Source organism: Comamonas terrigena NBRC 13299, assembly GCF_006740045.1.
GTDB lineage: Bacteria > Pseudomonadota > Gammaproteobacteria > Burkholderiales > Burkholderiaceae_C > Comamonas > Comamonas terrigena.
Map to the genome: position 1 here is coordinate 4080056 of NZ_AP019749.1, position 20498 is coordinate 4100553.

The window sequence follows — 20498 nt, forward strand, 5'->3', positions numbered from 1 at the left end:
TGCGGCACAGCGCAAGCCCGCGCTCAATGGCTGCGAATCATGGTGCCATAAGCCTGATCGGTCAGGATTTCCAGCAGCATCGAGTGCGGCACGCGGCCATCGATGATGTGCACCGCGTTCACCCCGGCCTTGGCGGCATCCAACGCGCCGCTGATCTTGGGCAGCATGCCGCCGGAGATGGTGCCGTCGGCAAACAGGCCGTCGATCTCGCGCGCCGTCAGGTCGGTCAGCAGGTTGCCGGCCTTGTCCAGCACGCCGGGGGTGTTGGTCAGCAGCACCAGCTTTTCTGCCTGCAGCACGGTGGCCAGCTTGCTGGCCACCACGTCGGCGTTGATGTTGTAGCTTTCGTTTTCTTCACCGAAGCCGATGGGGCTGATGACAGGAATGAAGGCATCGTCCTGCAGTGCCTTGACCACGCTGGGGTCGATGGCCACGATATCGCCCACTTGGCCCACGTCGTACTCCACGCTTGGGTCCTTGTTGTCCACCATCTTCAGCTTCTTGGCGCGGATCAGACCACCATCACGCCCCGTCAGACCCACGGCCTTGCCACCAGCCTGGTGAATCAGGCCCACGATGTCCTGCTGCACCTCGCCGGCCAGCACCCACTCCACCACCTCCATGGTCTCTGCGTCTGTCACACGCATGCCCTGGATGAACTCGCCCTTCTTGCCCAATCGGTTCAACGCGGTCTCGATCTGGGGCCCCCCACCGTGCACCACCACCGGATTGATACCCACCAACTTCAGCAACACCACATCTTCCGCAAAGTCCGCCTGCAGGGCAGGATCGGTCATGGCGTTGCCGCCATACTTGATGACCATGGTCTTGCCATGGAACTTGCGGATGTAGGGCAGCGCCTGGGCAAGGATTTCGGCTTTGTCGCGGGGGGCGATGTGGGAGATGGAGTCGGTCATGGCAATCAGTTACGCGTCACGTGGGACAATACAAGAAATGAATCTTCGCATTGTGCCGTAACTGCACCAACTGCATTTCGTAACCGGCAAGATTCAGAGACACATAAGATAGAACAAAGACTGTCCACTGGATAGATATCCACTCCTACGCATGCCCAATACTCCTTTATTTTTTACAGAACTGTTTAGATACGATGCTTTCATTGCAGGGGTTGCATCTCTTATCACCAGTCTTCTTCTCGTTTTTACCAAAAATTGGCACGGCAGTTTTTCAATGGACCACAACAGTGGCATTCAAAAAATGCATACCTCCCCCACTCCACGCATAGGGGGCATAGGCATCGCCGTAGGGGTTCTTGCAGGTTTTGCGGCCTCTAGCCATGGTATTGCTGCCGCAGAAAAACGTGCCATCCTCAGCACCATTTTGTTAGCGGGCATGCCCGCTTTTCTTTTTGGCTTGCTCGAAGATGTCACCAAAAAGGTATCTGTCAAAACCCGCCTGCTTGCCACCATGGCATCTGGCGTGCTCGGCTGGGGAATTACAGGCACTGCCATTACGCATGTAGATATTCCAGGACTGGATTTCATACTGGGCTTCACAGTGTTTTCAGTCATATTCACTGCTTTTGCCGTTGGTGGCGTAGCAAATTCCATCAATATCATCGATGGATTCAATGGGTTGACGGCCGGAACCGCATTGATCATGCTGGCCGCATTCGGAATTATCTCTCGCCATGTCGGAGACATTCCATTAGCTTTTACGTGCATGATCATATCCGGCGCTGTAATGGGGTTCTTCCTTGTTAATTGGCCGCGCGGAAAGCTATTTCTAGGAGATGGTGGCGCCTATTTTCTGGGGTTCACGCTTGCCTGGATTGCCGTGCTCTTACCGGAACGCAATTCAAGCATCTCTCCCTGGACCAGTTTGCTTATCTGCTCATATCCCATCATTGAAGTCGGCTTCAGCATTTACCGAAGAAAATTCTTGCGCGAGGATGCATCGGCCACACAGCCGGATGCAGTTCACTTGCACACCTTGGCCAACAAACGATGGGCCAAGAAAATATTCCCGACCTTTTCCAAAACTGCCCAAAATGGCCTGACTTCACCTTTTTTGTGGTGTTATGCACTGTTGCCCTGCGTGTCCGCAGTTATCTTTCATACCAACAAATGGCTCACACTCGCGGCCTTGCTATTTAGCCTCATTATCTATCTACTGATGTACAGCAAATTGGCTTTTTTCCGCTGGATTCCAAAGAACAAGAATGAAAAGTGAAATGAAAAAGGTTGCGATTCTATTGGCTGCCTACAACGGCGAAAGATATATAGCAGAGCAGCTGGATAGCATATTGGCCCAGACATGCGTATCCGTTCACATATTCATCAGCGTGGACAAGTCCAGTGATCAAACGCTGAAGATACTAAATAATTTAGATAGCGGAAACGTCACCATCTTGCCTTACGGGAACCGGTATGGAAATGCCGCCCGTAATTTTTACAGATTGATTCAGGATGTTGATTTTTCAGATTACGACTTTATTGGATTTTCCGATCAAGATGATCGCTGGAAATCGGACAAATTATCCCGCGGCATAGATCTCATTGAAAAGACAGACTCCGATGCTTATTCAAGCAATGTGACGGCCTTCTGGGAAAATGGGAGATCCAAAGAGATCATAAAGTCCCAGCCACAAAAAAAATGGGATCACTTTTTTGAAGCAGCTGGTCCAGGGTGCACTTATCTATTTCGGACAGAAAATTTCACCCAATTCAAAGAATTTTATAAAAAAAATCAAAAAGAAATCTCAGCCATCACACACCATGACTGGTTGATCTATGCCTGGTATCGAGCATCCGGATTTACCTGGTTGATCGATGAAAATTCTTCCATGTTTTATCGCCAGCACGGCAGCAACGAGCTGGGTGCCAACAAAGGGATAAAACAAAAAATCAATAGAATAAAAAGAATTAAGAACAAGAATTTCAGAGCAGAAGTTCTGAAAATATCAAAGCTGATCCACCGACAAAAACTCCCCACCCCTCCTGGAATTGTGGAGTCAGGCGGGGGAAATGTTGCATTTTTTCTCAAGAACTTCAATCAGACTAGAAGAAAACCTGTTGAGGCTTTTTTTCTTGCATTCTGTGCAGTCATTGGCATCTATTAAAAAATACATTTCTGGACCTTGCCAGCCGTTGTTTTGTCGCCCGGTGTTTGGCTACAGATAGGCCTGGACGGCGCGCAACGCCCAGCCCTGCGCGCTATGACCCCTATCCGTGGGATAGCATACAGAGCGGTGTTTGCTGCCCCAGTCTGGCAAGACCGCGTCAATCTGTCCGTGGCCAGCCAGCACAGGTTGACGCAGATGCAGCGGCTGTCAGCTCAGCCGGATCAACCAAATCCTGTTCGGCGTGGCTGTGCGAGGTTCCCCGGATATATGCGGTCCTTGCTCGCCTGGCCTCGCGGCGTTGGCCTGCGCCGGCTTTCCGCAGACCATGCTCCCTGGGGGGACTGGTGGCTTACCCGCCCCACAGCGTCTGGCTTCATGGGCATGATGCCCCAGAGCAAAGGCAACTGGGAACGCAAGAACCCGATGCGAATTGCCAAGTGCAATGCAGACTCACATTGTTGCCCACACGCACACGCAGAAGGGCCTTGCCTGCATTACACCTGCAACAACGCCAGCGAGTCTCCATGGGATAGCACCATCACAGGCATATTTCCCTGCCCCCTCTGCAGAGCGGCACAGCGACAGCGCTTGTGGCCGACGGCCACCAGAATCACCCAAGAAGGGTGCACAGCGGCGAAAAACCAATGCCGTTGTGAACCGGAAGCGGGCATCGCCACATGTCTGCGCCGTGGACCACCGACACAGGTGTCCGCCTGCTGCGTTGTCCGATGGGCACCAGCAGCATGCATTGCATCCAGCAACGAGCCAAGTAGGCGGAGCCCAGGACGTCTGAAGTCAATGGCCATGGGCTGCACTTTGGGCTTGGGCAGTCGTGCTCCTCCGGTGCAAGCGCAGGACGCATAGACTGTCGGTGATGGCATCGCCACGCTTGGGCTTCGGTAAACCATGGCTTCAAGCTGATTTACCAAGCACACCGCATCCAAATTAATTCACGATATATGAAAGCAAATCTTTCCAATTATTTTTGAAAGGCTGTTGGGCATCTTTTGAAATTATCTTTTCGAAATGCAATTCGCCTTTTGAAAATGCGATTATTTTTTCTGCCAGTTCATTTGCATTTTTCGCCGAATAAAATGAAGCCGCGTCATATGAACCAATCGCTTCATGTGCATAGGGTAAATCAGCTGCAATGATGGCAAGGCCATGCTCTTTGGCTTCACTCAGAGGCAAACCCCAAGTCTCCAGCAAAGAGGGAAATATCACACAGTCCACATTTTTATATTTCTCTTGCATCTCGCTCTTGGGAATTATTCCCACAAAATCTACTGATTGCAGATGCTGAAATTTTTTTACCAAATGGCGCGAATATCTATTTTCATTTCCGTTCAGTGTTACGGTCAAATGTAAATCCAAAGCATCAGTTTTCTCTATGATTTCCCAGGCACTCAGCAGTGTCTCAAAATTCTTGAACGCTCTGGGAAATGATGGATAGAAAAATCTAACCCCACTCTTTTTCAGCAGTACATTGCTTTTATTTTCATGCAGGGGATGTGCAACGACGATTCTTTTAAGATTGAATTTTGCAAAAAATTCATTTCGAACCCATTCTTGCTGAACAATCACACACTCATTGGAGTGAATATTTATTCTGTAAAACAATCCATACAACCAAGAAAATAAAATCAGCTTCGGCTCATAAAACATCTCTTTCCAAGACATTGAATAAAAGCACATTGCATTATGGCAATATACCGATTGCCGCACATTACCGACACGCGGTGACATGTCATGCATGGCAAGCCAATAGTCAGGATTTATATCTTCAGCTATTTTCTTTGATTCAACGTATTCAAATAAAATTCTTCGAAACCAAGATTTTTTTATCTCAGGCCGTTCAATATAATTGATACCTTCAATACCTATCAAATCTGACTTATGTACAATAGCGGTAATATCCCAGTCTGCAGATAAATCTCGACGTGCAGAAGCCAGACAATCTCTCAATACCGTAAGAGTTCCGCCCTCAACCAGATTGACAGCAGAAATGACGAGGTGTTTACGCTTCATTTTTTTGGCACTTGATTGCATTTCGGAAATCTAATCCGATAACTGCGGTTGTTGCAAGAAAAAATCCTGTTGAAAAGTACCCTACACCTCTGACGAAAAGTTCAATCAGCAACGCCAAGACGCATGCCGCGAAAAATATATCTATCGCTTTTTTCGGGTTATCCCCATGTCGTAAAAATACGATACACCGCATGCATAGCAGTAAATAAAAAAATAATCCAGCGAATCCCCAAACACCCAACTCACCTATGATTTTCGCCGCGCTGCTGCCTCCGTCATAGAGGTTTTGATCACTTAATTTCAACGCCGCCAATTTATCCGATAGTTCACCACCCAACCCCAGCATGCCAAATTGCTGAAATCCTCCGCCCCACAACCCAGACTCACGAAAAGCCAGCAGAGCCATCTCCCAACCCCGCAGTAACACAACGACTGAAATATTATCAGACTCCGCGGAGATAGAAAATCTATCCGTGAAATACTGACTTTTGGCGAAAAATAATACTGCAATACATATTGCAATAAATATTGGAACGAATGTCTTTAACCTAACTCGTGTGATGAGACTCAACGAGAGAATAATGACTATCATGGTGGTCAGATTCTGAACCAGTACTGCAAATACAAAAAAAACAAACAAAAAGAACTTGTACCACCGGTCCTTGATCACACAACTATAAATAATAAATGGCGCCAATGCCAAAGCGAAGTGGGATGGCTCGGAAAAAACACCCACGGGCTTGTGTGACATATGCGGGAACATTTTTATACCCAGAACACCACAGATGGCATTCATGAGCATAAAGAAAAGTATTGCCCTGATAATTTTTGACAGTTTGTCATCTTGCAGTTCAGAAATAACTGAATGAAAAATGAAACAACCGATCGCAAAAAACATCAGCGCAACATAACTCCAAATAAATCGACCGATGTCAAGCGGCACATCTCTAATATTGTTCAAAGAGAAATGCAACAGTAAAAAAATAAAAAAAACAAACGAAAAATATTATTTTTTTAAAATTTATCTTTTTTCTTGAGGAAATATTCGAAGAGATGTAAAAAAAACCAAGGAAATATACAATCAAAATTGACAGGAGCAATCCCGATGCCAGAGAGCTTTGCCCCAGCGAAACCATGAGCAGCGAAGGAAAAAATAATAAACAAAAAAATAATGGAAGTATCATTATATTATCTACAGATATACTTTATATAATCAATCCACTTCGCGCTCATTTTATAAGCATTGGATTTATTTATTTTTCCAGTCCCCAGATATCTTGAAGAGTACTTTATATGCCTCTCCAATATCAGTGATATCTGCGTGCTCACGTGGAGAAGAGAAAAATCTATAGTAAATGCGCTTCACTTGCGAGGACATTTCGTCAAGCAATGAATTCAAGATACGGACAACCGCTCCTTTACCACCGGCAGATTTCCATTTCTGGAATGCAATCTTAATTTGCCCCCAATGCTCTGGATAATGAATGGCACAGCGCACATAAAGCCCGGGGAAATCGAACGTATACAGCGGATCATTTATCTCTTCAAGCGCCTTGAGTTGGGAGTATGCCCACACAGTATGCGGGGCATAAAATGCAGGTATGCGCTCATCCCATCGCAAGCTGGGACCGAAGCGTTTGATATGGTCACGCTCGTGCAAGGCATCCGTATCCTCTCGGGCCGCTCCTTCCCCCGCCGTGCTTTTGGGAGATGCGCCTGGTATGACAAAAGGATAATCCACTGCACAGGCTTTTTTTACCTCATAAGACAGCAGGGTGGCACTAAAAATATCCGGGCTTACACCACCAAACAGATGGCCATATTTTTCTATGACCCGTTGTACCAAGGATCGACTGATCACTCCATGGTATGCGCGAACCATGCTACCGAGCCCGGTTCCTGGTTTTTTGAGCACGGAAGCAATTGCAGATTTTCCATTGATTTTTTCGATGCCACCGGAGTAACTTCGCAGAAAAAGCTTCCCCGCATACCCATCACCAAAATATTTCGACTTTATCTTGGGCCAAAAATAATTGGCAATGAATCGCTGTTTATAAGAAATTACTGCCTCAACATCGTGGTTCTTTGCCCATTGCACAATGTCCTCGATACCAGGGCCAACACAATCGTCGTCCCCAAGGAATATCAAATAATCCCCTGACGACATATCAAGAGCCATCTTGAAATTACCGACAACACTCAATTTCTCTGTCGTATGCTGATAGATTACCCTTCCAGCATGGATAAATTCATCTACGGACTCATCTGCCAGCTTATTATCGCTGTTGTCGCAAATAATAATTTCTGCATTAGTCTGCTCCACCAACGTCTTAACGACAGGAATCAAATATTCATGTCTATTTCTGGTTGGGATGATTACTGAAAGCGAAGGATTCATGACAGCCATTTCAATTATTTTAATTCTTCATTGATATAAGAAAGCTTCATCAATAGCTCTTTAATTTTATGAACCGTCAATCTCTCTGTATTGTGAGATGTGTAGTCATCCACTTCATTGGCTTCAGGTTTGCCAAACAAAATGAATTTGTCATAATTCAGATCTCTATTATCCGCAGGGACTCTGTAATATTTCCCCATATCTTCAGACTTTGCCATTTCCTCTCTGGAAACCAAAGTCTCATAGAGCTTTTCCCCATGGCGAGTTCCAATAATTTTAATTGGTACGGAGGAATTAAAAAGCTCTTGAATCGCCTGCGCCAGGTCAGCAATAGTGGATGCAGGAGCCTTCTGCACAAAGATGTCGCCTTGTCGTCCATGCTCAAATGCGTGCAACACCAGATCCACAGAGTCCTCCAGTGACATCAGGAAGCGGGTCATCTCAGGATCTGTGATGGTCAACGGCATTCCTGCCTTCAGCTTCTCAACAAAGAGCGGTATGACCGATCCCCTGGATGCCATAACGTTCCCGTAGCGGGTTGCACAAAATACAGTTCCGCCATCCGGGACCGTACGAGATTTTGCGATCACAAGTTTCTCAGCCATGGCTTTTGAAATCCCCATGGCGTTGATAGGATAGACTGCTTTGTCAGTGCTCAGCACAACAACACGTTTAACTCCCCGATCAATGGCTGCATTCAGAACATTCTCGGTTCCTGTGACATTGGTATGTACAGCCTCCATGGGGAAAAATTCACAAGATGGAACTTGCTTCAATGCGGCGGCATGGAACACATAGTCGACACCAACCATTGCACGTGAAATGCTCTCGTAATTTCTCACGTCTCCAATATGAAATCTTACTTTTGGATTATTCAGTGCAATACGCATATCCTCTTGCTTTTTTTCATCGCGACTGAATATTACAATTTCTTTGATATCCGTATTCAGGAATCGATTGAGAACCGTATTCCCAAATGACCCTGTACCACCAGTGATCATTAGAACTTTATCTTTTAGCATATTAGACCGATAATTTCACGAGTAATAGATATTTTTTCCCAATGCTATTGCAGACAAGACAACAACAACGGAAAAAACCAGGAAAAAAGCATATGCAGCGGCACGCGCTGCATAAGGGATGTTCAATTCTGCTTTTAAATAAAAAACTCTGGCCCAAGAAATAAGCATGGAAATGCTATGGTAAAGCGTATACGCCCAGCAAATCGCCAAGATGTTATTTGTTCTGGCAAAGAAAGTCACCGCGGCAAGCGTGCAAACGGTCATGAAAACGGACATGAGCGCCTGCGCTCTGTAATCTTGTCCCGCCACCAATAAAGTATATGGGACATAGCCCAGGGCACCCAATGCGATTCCAGGCAGCAAGACTCCGGCATAGTGAGCCACTTCGGCGGAATTGGGCTGCCCATGCAGCCACGCATGGATTATTATCTCTCTATTTATCCACAGAATAGCCGAAGGCAGTGCCACAACTCCGATAAGGATTGTGAGCATGGATTTTATCTGCTGCTCCGACAGAAGAATATCTTTCGAAATGAAACTTCTAATGATTTTTGGCTGAAAATACTGTGCTACAGGTCCTGCCAGAACGCTGACAGGAACAAGGCACAACGTCATAGCTAAATAGTATGAAGCAAGAAGTTCTGGCTTTGAAAATGATCCAATGATGATTTTGTCCAACTGTAGAACCGCCGCTCCTGAAATACCAAAGAAAACGAGCGGTCGCCCTTTCATGAAAATACTCTTGGCGACCGATGTTATTTTTTCCACATCAATGCCAACAATGGATTCATGCAAGATCTTCCGGCAAGCTGCGGATGTGATACACATTTGAGCGATTGCAAACAATACTTGGACAAAAAGAAAAGTATTGATGTCTGCCTTGTAGTAATACAGTGCAGCCAGCGTGGCAATGGCCCGAGCCAGGACTCCGGCTGCTTGGATCAGCGCTGCGATACGATACTCTTTTCGAGCCAGCAACACCGACTGGCCTGCATTCTGAACAGTAAGCGACCAGAAAAAAATCAGACACAATGTCACTTGCAAGAAAGATAAATAAAAATCGAAAAATATATAAGCAACACTGCTAAGAAAAAATAATATCAAATACAGCGAATGCAGAACCCATTCTCCCGCCCGCCAGATGAGCTTGGGAGATTCTGCATTTTCACTGGCTGCGATGTCCCGCCCAACAATCGTTGATACGCCCAAATCCAGCATAATCAAAAATGTTTGCAGAGAAAAAATCAATGCAACCCATCCAAATGCCGATGCCCCCAAAAGCTGCTGGTACCAAGGCAGTATGAATACACCGACCACAATCGCACCTGATTTACTAATGTACAACATTAATAAATCAAGAATATTTGCTGATTTTAGTAGTGCGTTGATTTTTTGTTTTATCACGAATTCAATTAATTGCTGACTCTAATGTTTCCGCGATCTTCTCTATGTTTTCATCATTCAACCACCAGCCGCACGGCAAGGCCATGATTTTATCCATCACGAAATCTGTTCCAAGGAGGGAATCATTAATTTGATTAAATCCGGTATAAACATCATTGCGCTGATGCATTATTGATGCCAACACTCCATTGGATTTCAATTTCATCAAAATGGCATCACGATGCTCGGCATAGACCAGCATCCCCCAGTATGCTGAGATTCCATTTTCTACCACTGGAATTGGCTGGATATCTTTGAGATGGCTCAGTCGTTCTGTCAATTTCCTGGCATTTTCCCGCACCTTTGCTTGACGCGAAGAAACGGTTGGGAATTGAGAGAGTGCAACTGCGGCATTCAATTGACTGAAAGAGGCGGAATATCCAATACATTCAACATCCGAATCAGGATTGATTTCTCCACGGGAATCTCTAAAGGTTGAAAAATCAACCCCAAAACGTCGCAGTTTTTTCGCTTGCCGTGCCTGCCCCGCATCCGCGCAATATAGGGCACCACCATCCAATCCATTGATCTGTCTGTTTGGATAAAACGAAAACACCGAAAAATCGCCAAACGTACCTATCTGCTGATCATTGAACATTGCACCCAGTGCATTATTACAATCCTCGATCAACGGAATATTTGCTGCCCGGCAGATCGCAGAAATTTCGTCAACTTTTGCTGGATAGCCTGCAATGTGATAGAGCAGAACAGCCTTGGTTTTGGATGAAATCTTTTTCTCCAAATCCCTTGGGCACATGGAGATATTCTGTGGATCGATATCGATCCATTTGGCCTGAGCGCCAATGACGGCTATGGGAGAGTTTGAAGAAAGGCAAGAAAACGCCAACGTCGCAACTTCATCACCTGCGTTCACTCCCGCCAACTTAAGTGCAATGATCAAAGCACTCGTCATATCATTTGTACTAACGATATTTGTGCATCCGGAGTATTCTTGGAATTTTTTCTCGAATGCATCGACCTTGGGGCCGGCTGCAATTTGCCCAGACCTTATCACATCGACAGCGGCACTCTCCATTTCGGGGAGCCTGACAGGATAGAACAGAGGAATCAAACTCTCTTGTACGCTCATAGAATCTACCCTTTTTTCACCGTTTCAACGATAAGAGCACGATCCTCGTCGCTGACCCACCAACCGCAAGGCAGATGCAACAAGCGTTTATAGAACTTATCCAATCCAGGAAGATCAGTTTTAGATCCGTCAAAAATACTGTGATAATTATTGGGTCGGTGCAATTTGGAAGCGGAAATCCCGGCTGCGTTCAGGGCTTTCTCAAGATCTTCCGACTCATCGCTTAGCAGCGTATAGAGCCAATAACTTGGCTCAGCATTTGCGTCGCATTTGGCAAAATCAACCCCCGCCACTTTGGCAAACATTTCATCGAAATATTTACCATTTTCAATATGGCGCTGCAAAACATTTTCTATGTTTCTGAGCTGAATCTGACCAATGGTGGCTACAACATTATTCATATTGTATTTATAGCCAACACTAGAAATATTGACTTCGGTTCGAGGAACGCCTTTTAGCATTCCAAACCATCTGAATTTCTTGGCTTCCTCCATTTTTTCAGGATTGGCCATGGCCAGTACACCACCATCGATCGTGGTCATGTGCTTGATTGCCTGAAATGAGTAGATCGCATAATCCCCCACCAAGCCCACATGCTTGCCTGCATACAATGCCCCCAGGGCATGTGCACAGTCTTCAATCAATGGAATTCCATGCTGATTAGCGATGGATTTCAACTCGGCGAGATTCACAGGATAACCTGCATAGTGCACGCAAAGTATGGCTTTTGTTTTGTCGGTTATTTTGGACCTGACTGACTCGGGGTCCATGCCACCCAACTGGGGATCGATGTCAGCCCATACGACTTTCGCACCACAATATAAAATCGACAGATTTGTGGGCTCTGCCGTCATTGGCGTTGAGATGACTTCGTCACCCGGCTCAACCCCACAGAGTTTCAAGGCCGCATGGAGGGCGGCAGTGCCGCTGCTCATGGCCAAAACATTCTTTATGTTGAATTTTTCAGAGAATTGCTTCTCAAATTCATAAACCTGCTCGCCCTCGGCAATTTGCCCGCTGTAGAGCGTTTTTTCCAGCGCAGGCATCAACTCATCTGCGGCAGGCAGTGCAACTTTAACAATAGGTAGCATTTACTCCCCCAGTTTATTGAATCTTGCTTTGTTCCCCGAAAGAAACTTCAAAACCTTATATTCCAATTCTGAAAATTTCTTATTATATGTTTTATCCTCAACACAACAGACTGTGGAGAGCGACTTGAGCCTCATATCCATTGCACCATCTTTGTATTTTGAAAAAACAACTTCCCCACCATCGGTCGATTTTTCATTCCTCACATGTAGAAAATCCTCTGTGACGTCAAGCATCAACCCGCTGTCTGCACAATAGGCTTGCATCCATTCTTTTAGCAGATCCCATTTCTCATCCAGGGAAATATCTTTATAAAAACTTAAATTACTTTTTTCCTGGGCAGGGGACCCTGCAATCACCGCATTAGGAGGAAAGGACTTGGTTATATTGGAGCCGATCAGGGCAACCGTTCTTTTCCCAAGGGTCACTCCAGATGCAACAATACATGAACCAACCAGCCAGACATCGTCCCCAATATCAACAGGTCGTCTCCCGAAAAGGGTGCAGCCTTCAATTTGCTCGCCGGCAGCAACATGGGACCAGAGTTGCGAATACATTCCAACCCGCACACCACGCCCGATTGAAATACCACCACTACCATCGATTACCGAGTTCTGCCCGAACCAGCAATGCTCTCCAATCTTCACATACTCACCACTCAATACCAGACAGTTATCGTGCAGTGTGGTCCAGTCGTCGATGAAAATATCACCGCCTGAACATATGAATTTAACCCCATCACCTATCGAGCAATAATCTCCAATCGATATATTTCCTGGCGATTGGAATATGAATTGAACATCATTGCCTATCTTTGCAGACTTAGAAACATTAATATTTCCATTACCGGAAATTTTATATTCTTTCATAGATCCTCTATTTATAAATAGATTCAAATCAGGTTAGACAAATCAGCAACACGATTCATGGCCTGGTGCAGCGTGGCAAGCAAGCCCAGGCGATTGGCCTTGAGTGCTGCATCTTCCGCATTCACCATCACATGCTCAAAGAACGCATCCACAGGAGCGCGCAATGCTGCCAAGGTCTGCAGGCTGGCGGTGTAATCACCTGCAGCAAACTGTTGCTCGGCTTTGGGAGCCACCTGTTGCAGCGCGGCATACAGATCTTTTTCGGCCTGCTCCACCAGCACCGCTGCGTTCACCTGGGGTTGAACCGCTTCTTCCGCCTTCTTCAGAATGTTGCTCACGCGCTTGTTGGCCGCGGCCAATGCAGGTGCTTCCGGTAGCGCCGCAAACGCGCGCACGGCTTCCAGGCGCTTTTGCACATCGGAGAGGCGCTGGGGGTGCAGTGCCAGCACGGCTTCGATTTCCTGGGCGCTGTAGCCTTGTTCGCGGAACATGTTGGCCAGGCGGTCGTAGACGAATTCGACCAGTTGGGACGTAGCGTCGATGATTTTGTCGCCAAAGGCGGGCAAGGCACTGACCAGCAGCGTTTCCAGATCCAGCTCCAGATCCTTTTCCACCAGCATGCGGATCACGCCCAGCGCATGGCGGCGCAGCGCAAAGGGGTCGCGGTCGCCGGTGGGCAGGTTGCCGATACCGAACATGCCGACCAGGGTTTCCAGCTTGTCGGCCAGCGCCACCACCACACCGACATCGCCGCGCGGCAGTTCGTCGCCTGCAAAGCGGGGCTTGTAGTGGTCTTCAATGGCATCGGCCACGGCCAGGTCCAACTGGTCGTTCAGGGCGTAGTAGCGGCCCATGGTGCCTTGCAGCTCGGGGAACTCCCCCACCATGTCGGTCACCAGATCGGTCTTGGCCAGCATGGCGGCCTGATCAGCCAGGCGGCCCAGTTCGGGGTTGCCCAGTTGCTGGGCAATGCTCTTGGCAATGGCACGCACACGGGCGATACGCTCACCCTGGGTACCCAGCTTGTTGTGATAAACCACCTTATCCAGCAGCTCGACGCGGCTGGCCAGGGTCTTCTTACGGTCCTGGTCGAAGAAGAACTTGGCATCGGCAAGACGGGGGCGCACCACGCGCTCGTTGCCACCGACGACTGCCGATGCATCCTGGGGCTGGATGTTGCTGACAATCAGAAACTGATGGGTCAGCTTGCCGCTGGCGTCCAGCAGCGGAAAGTACTTCTGGTTGGCCTTCATGGTCAGGATCAGGCATTCCTGGGGCACTGTCAGAAATTCCTTCTCAAATTCGCAGACCAGCACATTGGGGCGCTCGACCAGGGCCGTCACCTCGTCCAGCAGGGCTTCATCCTCAATGGGACGCACGCCACCGCCGATGCGCTCGGCCGCGGCCTGCAATTGCCGGGCAATGTCTGCACGGCGCTCCGCAAAGCTGGCAATCACGGCGCCTTCTTCGCGCAGTTGCTCGGCATAGCTGTCGGCATTGCGGATCACCACAGGGTCCACGGCCGCTTCAAAACGGTGGCCGTGGGTGGCCGTACCGGCCGTCAGGCCCAGGGCCTTCACGCCGATCAGCACCTCGGTGCCATGCATCACCACCAGCCCGTGGGCCGGGCGCACAAAGTGCACGCTGGTCCAGCCATCCTGCAACTGGTAACGCATGACCTTGGGAATGGGCAGCTTGGCCAGCGCTTCGTCCAGCGCTTTCTGCACGCCGTCGGTCAGCAGCACACCCTTGGCCGTGGATTCGTAGAACAGGGCTTCGGCCTTGCCTTCGCCCTGGCGCTTCAGACCGGCCACAGCGGATGCGTCCGCACCCAGCGCGCTCAGCTTCTTGAGCAGCGCGGGCGTGGGCTTGCCATCGGCGTCCAGGCCCACAGCCACAGGCATCAGCTTTTGCGAGACCGCCTTGTCGTCGGCCTGGGGCAGCACTTCGGTGATGTGGGCCGCCAACCGGCGGGGCGATGCATAGGCCGTCAGGCGCGATTCGGTCGACGCCAGCAGGCCCTGGGCCTTGAGCTGGTCAAACAGCACGGCGGCAAAAGCATCACCCAGCTTTTGCAGTGCCTTGGGTGGCAGCTCTTCGACAAACAGTTCAACCAGTAGATTCGATGCGTTCATGATGATTTGGATAGCTGCTCAAGCTCACCAGATGGGCTCAAAGCAGCTGAAATTACGTGTAAGTGGACGGTCTGCAGTAGCGGCGCTTCAGGCCGCTTTCTTGGCGGCCTGCTCTGCGGCCTTGGCCAATTCGGCCAGCACTTCGTCGGCATGGGCCTTGGGCGCCATGGGGAAGCCCAGGCGCGCGCGGCTGTCCAGATAGCTCTTGCCCACCGCACGGGCCAGATTGCGGATACGGCCAATATAGGCGGCACGCTCGGTCACGCTGATGGCACCGCGGGCATCCAGCAGGTTGAAGGTGTGGGCCGCCTTGAGCACCTGCTCATAGGCAGGCAGCGCCAGCTGGGCATCGATCAGTTGGTTGGCCGTGCCTTCGTGCGCAGCAAAGGCGCTGAACAGGAACTCGGCGTTCGAATGCTCGAAGTTGTAGGTGGATTGCTCCACTTCGTTCTGGTGGAACACGTCGCCGTAACTCAGGCCATCGGTATAGACCAGGTCGTACACCGATTCCTTGCCCTGCAGGTACATGGCCAGACGTTCCAGGCCGTAGGTGATCTCACCGGTGGCGGGCTTGCAGTCGATGCCGGCCACTTGCTGGAAATAGGTGAACTGGGTCACTTCCATGCCATTGAGCCAGACTTCCCAGCCCAAGCCCCAGGCACCCAGGGTGGGGTTTTCCCAGTCGTCTTCGACAAAGCGGATGTCGTTCTTCTTCAGATCAAACCCCAGGGCTTCCAGCGAGCCGAGGTACAGCTCCAGGATGTTGTCAGGAGCCGGCTTGAGCACCACCTGAAACTGGTAGTAGTGCTGCAGGCGGTTGGGGTTCTCGCCATAGCGGCCATCCTTGGGACGGCGGCTGGGTTGCACATAGGCGGCCTTCCAGGGCTCCGGACCGATGGCACGCAGGAACGTGGCGGTGTGCGAGGTACCGGCGCCGACTTCCATGTCATAGGGCTGGAGCAATGCACAACCATGATCGGCCCAGTAGGACTGCAGTTTCAGAATGATTTGTTGGAAGGTCAGCATGACGGGCTATTCGGATCGGTGCAGACGACGGGCGGCTACACCCTCTATCTATCGTTATGGAGGCGGGTGCCCCACCGCCAGGAACAAACCAGCGGCACGGCTACGCGCGCGAAAGGAGTGATTTTAGGCCTGCCGCCCTGTATTCACGAAGCCAGACCGGGCTACGGTGTTACACGAATGAGCGGAACGCACAAATTAGGAGCACACTACGCCCGTCTTTCTTGCATCTCCCAAATTAATCATTTTCAAAACCTTGTTACATGGGCGCCAACAGCTACGCTTTTGATACTCGCAATCATCTCTGCCAACAGCCCGGGTTCTACAATGACCGCGCAATGGCCCACTTTCCCACCTGCCTGCGAGGTTTGGCATGAATCTGTTCAATATCATCAAAAACCAGCTGATCGAAATCATCGAGTGGACCGATGACTCGCGCGACACCCTGTCCTACCGCTGGCCGGATGAGGACAAGGAGATCAAGAACGGCGCCCAGTTGATCGTGCGCGAATCGCAGCAGGTGCAATTTGTCTCTGCAGGCCAGTACGCCGACCTGTTCGGACCGGGCAAGCATGCCCTGACCACGCAGAACATCCCCATCCTCTCGACCATCCAGGGCTGGAAACATGGCTTCCAGTCGCCGTTCAAGTGCGATGTCTACTACCTCAACACACGCCTGTTCACCGGCAACAAATGGGGCACATCCAACCCCGTCATGCTGCGTGACAAGGACTTTGGCGTGGTGCGCATTCGCGCCTTTGGCACGTATGACTTCCGCATCGTTCAGCCGGCTAAGTTCCTGAAAGAGGTGGCGGGCACGGACCAGAACTTCCGCCTGGACGAATTTGCCGACACCATGCGCTCGCGCATTGTCAGCATCTTCACCGAAGCACTGGCCAAGGCCCAGGTGCCGGTGCTCGACGTGGCCACCCGCTACAGCGACCTGGGCGATGCGCTGCTGCAGATCATCAACCCGGCTGTCACCGACAAGTACGGCCTGGAAATCACCAGCTTCATCCTGGAAAACGTGTCCGTGCCGCCCGAGGTGGAGCAGGCCATCGACAAGCGCTCCAGCATGGGGGCCATCGGCAACCTGAATGACTACGTGAAATACCAGATGGGCCAGGCCATGGCGAACGGCAGTGAAGGCGCAGCGGCAGCCACCCTGCCCGCCACCATGGCCATGGGCTTCGGTATGGCGCAGGAGATGATGAAAAGCATGCAAGGCGGCGCAGCAGGGGCGCACGGGGCTTCCGGAGCAGGCGCTTCTTCTGCAGACCCTTTCTCACCTGAAGCTGCACAGGCGGCGCACACCCAGGCTGCACCCGCACCAGCGGCCATGCAGGTCTTCACCCCGGCCCAGGCCGCCCAGGTACTGGGCGTGGCCGAAGCCGATGTACTGGCCGAAATCCAGGCCGGTCACCTGAAAGCGCGCCAGATCGGCAGCCAGTGGCGGATTGGCCAGGCGGCACTCGATGAGTTCCTGCGCGGGTAAATCAACGCCCTCTCAGCGGCTTGGCCGCGTACCACAACCCAGTGCTGCCCACTGAAGGGAAACCTGCCAGGCGGCCGGTGCGCGGCGCCCTGGCCAGAGTGCCAGCAGCAAGGGCCTGTGCAGTGCACCTGATATTTTTGCGCCGTGACCCACCACACTGCCCCCACCTCCTCCAGCCATGCCCCCGCTGCGCCAGCAGCCCCGCCGACCATGGTGCGCAAGCACCCCTGCCCGGAGTGCGGTGGCAATCTGGAATGGAATGCCAAGGCCCAGGCACTCAAATGCCCGTACTGCGGCACCACCGCGCCCTGGAGCGAAGCCACGCGCGAAGAGCTGGGCCGCGCCGTGGTGGAGCAGGATCTGGCTGAAGCCCTGCGCAACCCTGTCAGCGGTCGCGGCTGGGGCACCGATGCGCGCTACGAGGTGCAGTGCCAGAACTGCCGTGCCATCTCGGTCTTCCTAAACAAGACGGCAGCCCAGCGCTGTGACTTCTGCGGCTCGCCGGCCATCGTGGCACACGAAGAGCGCAACGATGCCATCACGCCGCAGAGCATCCTGCCGTTCCAGATCAGTGACGGACAGATCCGCGACCGCATCCGCCAGTGGTATGGCAGCCGCTGGTTCGCGCCCAGCACACTCAAAACCGCAGCGCTGACCGATACGCTGCACGGCATATACCTGCCTTACTGGACCTTTGATGCCCATGCCACTGCCCAATGGCAGGCCGAGGCTGGTTACTACTATTACAGAACCGAAACCTACCGCGATACCGATGGCACGCAGCAAACCCGCGAGGTGCGCCATGTGCGCTGGGAATCGGCTTCCGGCCAGTTGCAGCATTTCTTCGACGACGCGCTGGTGCCCGGCACCGTCGGCGTGCAACCCGATTTGCTGCGCCAGGTGGAGCCCTTTCCGACCACCACCGACCTCAAGCCCTACACCCCTGAATTCGTCCGTGGCTGGACGGTGGAGCGCTACCAGGTCGACCTGTCCAAAGCCGCACAACTGAACGAGCAGGACATGGATGCCCAGCTGCGCAGCCTGTGCGCCCGCCAGGTGCCCGGCGACACCATGCGCAATCTGCAGGTGCAGCGCCAATACACCGGCAGAACCTTCAAGCACACGCTGGTGCCCGTATGGCTGGTGGGCTACACCTATGGCCGCACCACCTACCAGATCGTGGCCAATGGCTATACCGGCCAGATTGCGGGGGAGCGCCCATACAGCTGGGTGAAGATCAGCTTCGCCGTGCTATGCGCTGTACTGCTGTTGCTGATCGTGCTGGGCCTGGCACAGAACAGATAACAGATGACAGATGAATAAAAAAAGAGCTGCCACTGGCAGCTCTTTTTGGGTGGTGCAATGGTGCAGTGCCTTATCCGATGAAGGTATCCGCATCCTGCAGCAAAGGCTGCTTCAGGTCTTTTTCCGACAGCAGCCAATCCATGCCCAAATCCGGCCAGGCAATGCCAATCTGCGGGTCATTCCAGGCAACGCCCCGGTCCGACTCGGGCGCGTAGTAGTCCGTGGTCTTGTAGAGGAAATCGGCCGACTCACTCAGCACCACGAAGCCATGGGCAAATCCTGGGGGAATCCAGAACTGCTTGTGGCTGTACTCCGTCAATTCCTCGGCCACCCATTTGCCAAAGGTTGCAGACCCCTGGCGAATATCCACCGCCACATCCCAGACGGCGCCACGCACCACGCGCACCAGCTTGCCCTGGGCATGTGGAGGCAATTGGTAATGCAGGCCACGCAGCACCCCTTTGCGGCTACGGCTGTGGTTGTCCTGCACAAACTCGAAATTGGTGCCAGTGGCGGCATTAAAAGCCTGCTGGTTGAAGCTCTCGTAGAAAAACCCGCGGGCATCCCCGAACACCTTGGGTTCCACCACCATCACGTCCGGGATCGCGGTAGGGGTGGCTTTCATCGCACACCGCCTTTGAGGCATTGCACCAGATACTTGCCATAGCCATTCTTGAGCAGCGGCTGCGCCAGCTTCTCCAGCTGTGCGGCACCAATCCAGCCGGAACGGAAGGCAATTTCTTCGGGACAGGCCACTTTCAAGCCCTGGCGTTGCTCCAGGGTGGCAATGAACTGGCCGGCTTCCAGCAGGCTGTCGTGCGTGCCGGTATCCAGCCATGCATAGCCCCGGCCCATCAGCTGCACATTCAACTGCCCCTGCTCCAGATACAGGCGGTTCAGGTCGGTGATTTCCAGCTCGCCACGAGGCGAAGGCTGCAGCGACTTGGCCATGTCCACCACCTGGCTGTCGTAGAAATACAGGCCGGTGACCGCATAGTTGGATTTGGGCTGGGCCGGCTTTTCCTCCAGCGACAGCACCTGGCCCTGGGCATCGAATTCCGCCACGCCATAGCGCTCCGGATCCTGCACATGGTAGGCAAACACCGTCGCCCCGGCGGACTGGCTTTCTGCGTTCTTCAACAGCCCCTGAAAATCATGGCCGTAGAAAATGTTGTCGCCCAGCACCAAGGCACTGGGGGCGCCAGCCAGAAACTCCTCGCCAATCAGAAAGGCCTGTGCCAGGCCATCGGGGGAAGGCTGCACCGCATACTGCAGTTGCAGGCCCCATTGGCTGCCATCACCCAGCAGCTGTTCAAAACGCGGGGTGTCCTGCGGCGTGCTGATGATCAGAATTTCACGAATACCCGCCAGCATCAGCGTGCTGAGCGGGTAATAAATCATGGGCTTGTCGTAAATGGGCAGCAGCTGTTTGCTGATGGCCAGGGTGGCAGGGTGCAAACGGGTGCCGGAGCCACCCGCCAAAATAATGCCTTTGCGTGCAGATGTCATGGCGTTG

At 51.5% G+C, this 20498-nt stretch carries 17 protein-coding genes; 4 read left to right on the plus strand and 13 right to left on the minus strand.

What is annotated here, in order from left to right; translation table 11 throughout:
• Positions 1-23: 23 nt before the first annotated feature.
• Positions 24-917 carry an acetylglutamate kinase gene (gene argB, locus CT3_RS18460; protein WP_066540944.1) on the minus strand — a complete coding sequence of 298 codons (894 nt, stop codon included), beginning with the start codon at positions 915-917 and terminating at the stop codon, positions 24-26.
• 151 nt (positions 918-1068) lie between these two features.
• On the opposite strand from argB, the gene CT3_RS18465 reads away from it, so the two are divergent.
• Together CT3_RS18465 and CT3_RS18470 are read left to right on the plus strand one after the other, a co-directional pair.
• A complete protein-coding gene (locus CT3_RS18465) occupies positions 1069-2193 on the plus strand; it encodes an MraY family glycosyltransferase (protein WP_066540946.1) in 1125 nt (374 codons plus the stop codon).
• Positions 2183-3082: a glycosyltransferase gene (locus CT3_RS18470; RefSeq protein ID WP_083520603.1), complete on the plus strand. Its 900-nt coding sequence runs from the start codon at positions 2183-2185 to the stop codon at positions 3080-3082. Before CT3_RS18465 ends, CT3_RS18470 begins: the two co-directional genes overlap by 11 nt.
• Before the next feature lie 948 nt (positions 3083-4030).
• On the opposite strand, the gene CT3_RS18475 is transcribed toward CT3_RS18470, so the two are convergent.
• The 10 genes from CT3_RS18475 to glyQ all read right to left on the minus strand — a co-directional run bounded on the left by CT3_RS18475 (position 4031) and on the right by glyQ (position 16185).
• Positions 4031-5134 (minus strand): glycosyltransferase, encoded by a 1104-nt coding sequence (locus CT3_RS18475; protein WP_083520604.1) that lies wholly within the window; start codon positions 5132-5134, stop codon positions 4031-4033.
• Complete coding sequence (locus CT3_RS18480) at positions 5103-6056, minus strand: hypothetical protein (RefSeq protein ID WP_127446160.1); 954 nt, start codon at positions 6054-6056, stop codon at positions 5103-5105. Before CT3_RS18480 ends, CT3_RS18475 begins: the two co-directional genes overlap by 32 nt.
• 306 nt (positions 6057-6362) lie before the next feature.
• Positions 6363-7511: a glycosyltransferase family 2 protein gene (locus CT3_RS18485; RefSeq protein ID WP_172591765.1), complete on the minus strand. Its 1149-nt coding sequence runs from the start codon at positions 7509-7511 to the stop codon at positions 6363-6365.
• A 14-nt stretch (positions 7512-7525) separates the two neighbouring features.
• Entirely contained in the window at positions 7526-8533 is a 1008-nt protein-coding gene (locus CT3_RS18490) for a polysaccharide biosynthesis protein (RefSeq protein WP_066540951.1), read from the minus strand.
• A 15-nt stretch (positions 8534-8548) separates the two neighbouring features.
• Entirely contained in the window at positions 8549-9937 is a 1389-nt protein-coding gene (locus CT3_RS18495) for a lipopolysaccharide biosynthesis protein (RefSeq protein ID WP_127446161.1), read from the minus strand.
• Between the two features lie 4 nt (positions 9938-9941).
• On the minus strand, positions 9942-11066 hold the full coding sequence (locus CT3_RS18500) for a DegT/DnrJ/EryC1/StrS family aminotransferase (protein WP_083520606.1): 1125 nt from the start codon (positions 11064-11066) through the stop codon (positions 9942-9944).
• A gap of 5 nt (positions 11067-11071) precedes the next feature.
• Positions 11072-12157, minus strand: coding sequence for a DegT/DnrJ/EryC1/StrS family aminotransferase (locus CT3_RS18505; protein WP_066540955.1), 1086 nt, complete (start codon positions 12155-12157; stop codon positions 11072-11074).
• Entirely contained in the window at positions 12158-13024 is an 867-nt protein-coding gene (locus CT3_RS18510) for an acyltransferase (protein ID WP_115594619.1), read from the minus strand.
• A 23-nt stretch (positions 13025-13047) separates the two neighbouring features.
• On the minus strand, positions 13048-15159 hold the full coding sequence (gene glyS, locus CT3_RS18515) for a glycine--tRNA ligase subunit beta (RefSeq protein WP_066540957.1): 2112 nt from the start codon (positions 15157-15159) through the stop codon (positions 13048-13050).
• 87 nt (positions 15160-15246) lie between these two features.
• Complete coding sequence (gene glyQ, locus CT3_RS18520) at positions 15247-16185, minus strand: glycine--tRNA ligase subunit alpha (protein ID WP_066540960.1); 939 nt, start codon at positions 16183-16185, stop codon at positions 15247-15249.
• Positions 16186-16555: 370 nt separating this feature from the next.
• Between glyQ and CT3_RS18525 the strand changes: the two genes are divergently transcribed.
• Positions 16556-17677 (plus strand): SPFH and helix-turn-helix domain-containing protein, encoded by a 1122-nt coding sequence (locus tag CT3_RS18525; RefSeq protein ID WP_066540962.1) that lies wholly within the window; start codon positions 16556-16558, stop codon positions 17675-17677.
• 210 nt (positions 17678-17887) lie between these two features.
• Positions 17888-18982, plus strand: coding sequence for a TFIIB-type zinc ribbon-containing protein (locus tag CT3_RS18530; protein WP_066540966.1), 1095 nt, complete (start codon positions 17888-17890; stop codon positions 18980-18982).
• Positions 18983-19052: 70 nt separating this feature from the next.
• Here the strand turns inward: CT3_RS18530 and rfbC are convergent, their stop codons facing one another.
• Both rfbC and rfbA read right to left on the minus strand, forming a co-directional pair.
• Positions 19053-19607: a dTDP-4-dehydrorhamnose 3,5-epimerase gene (gene rfbC / locus CT3_RS18535; protein WP_066540968.1), complete on the minus strand. Its 555-nt coding sequence runs from the start codon at positions 19605-19607 to the stop codon at positions 19053-19055.
• Positions 19604-20491, minus strand: coding sequence for a glucose-1-phosphate thymidylyltransferase RfbA (gene rfbA, locus CT3_RS18540; protein WP_066540969.1), 888 nt, complete (start codon positions 20489-20491; stop codon positions 19604-19606). The genes rfbC and rfbA overlap by 4 nt, the downstream gene beginning before the upstream one ends.
• Positions 20492-20498 lie beyond the last annotated feature (7 nt).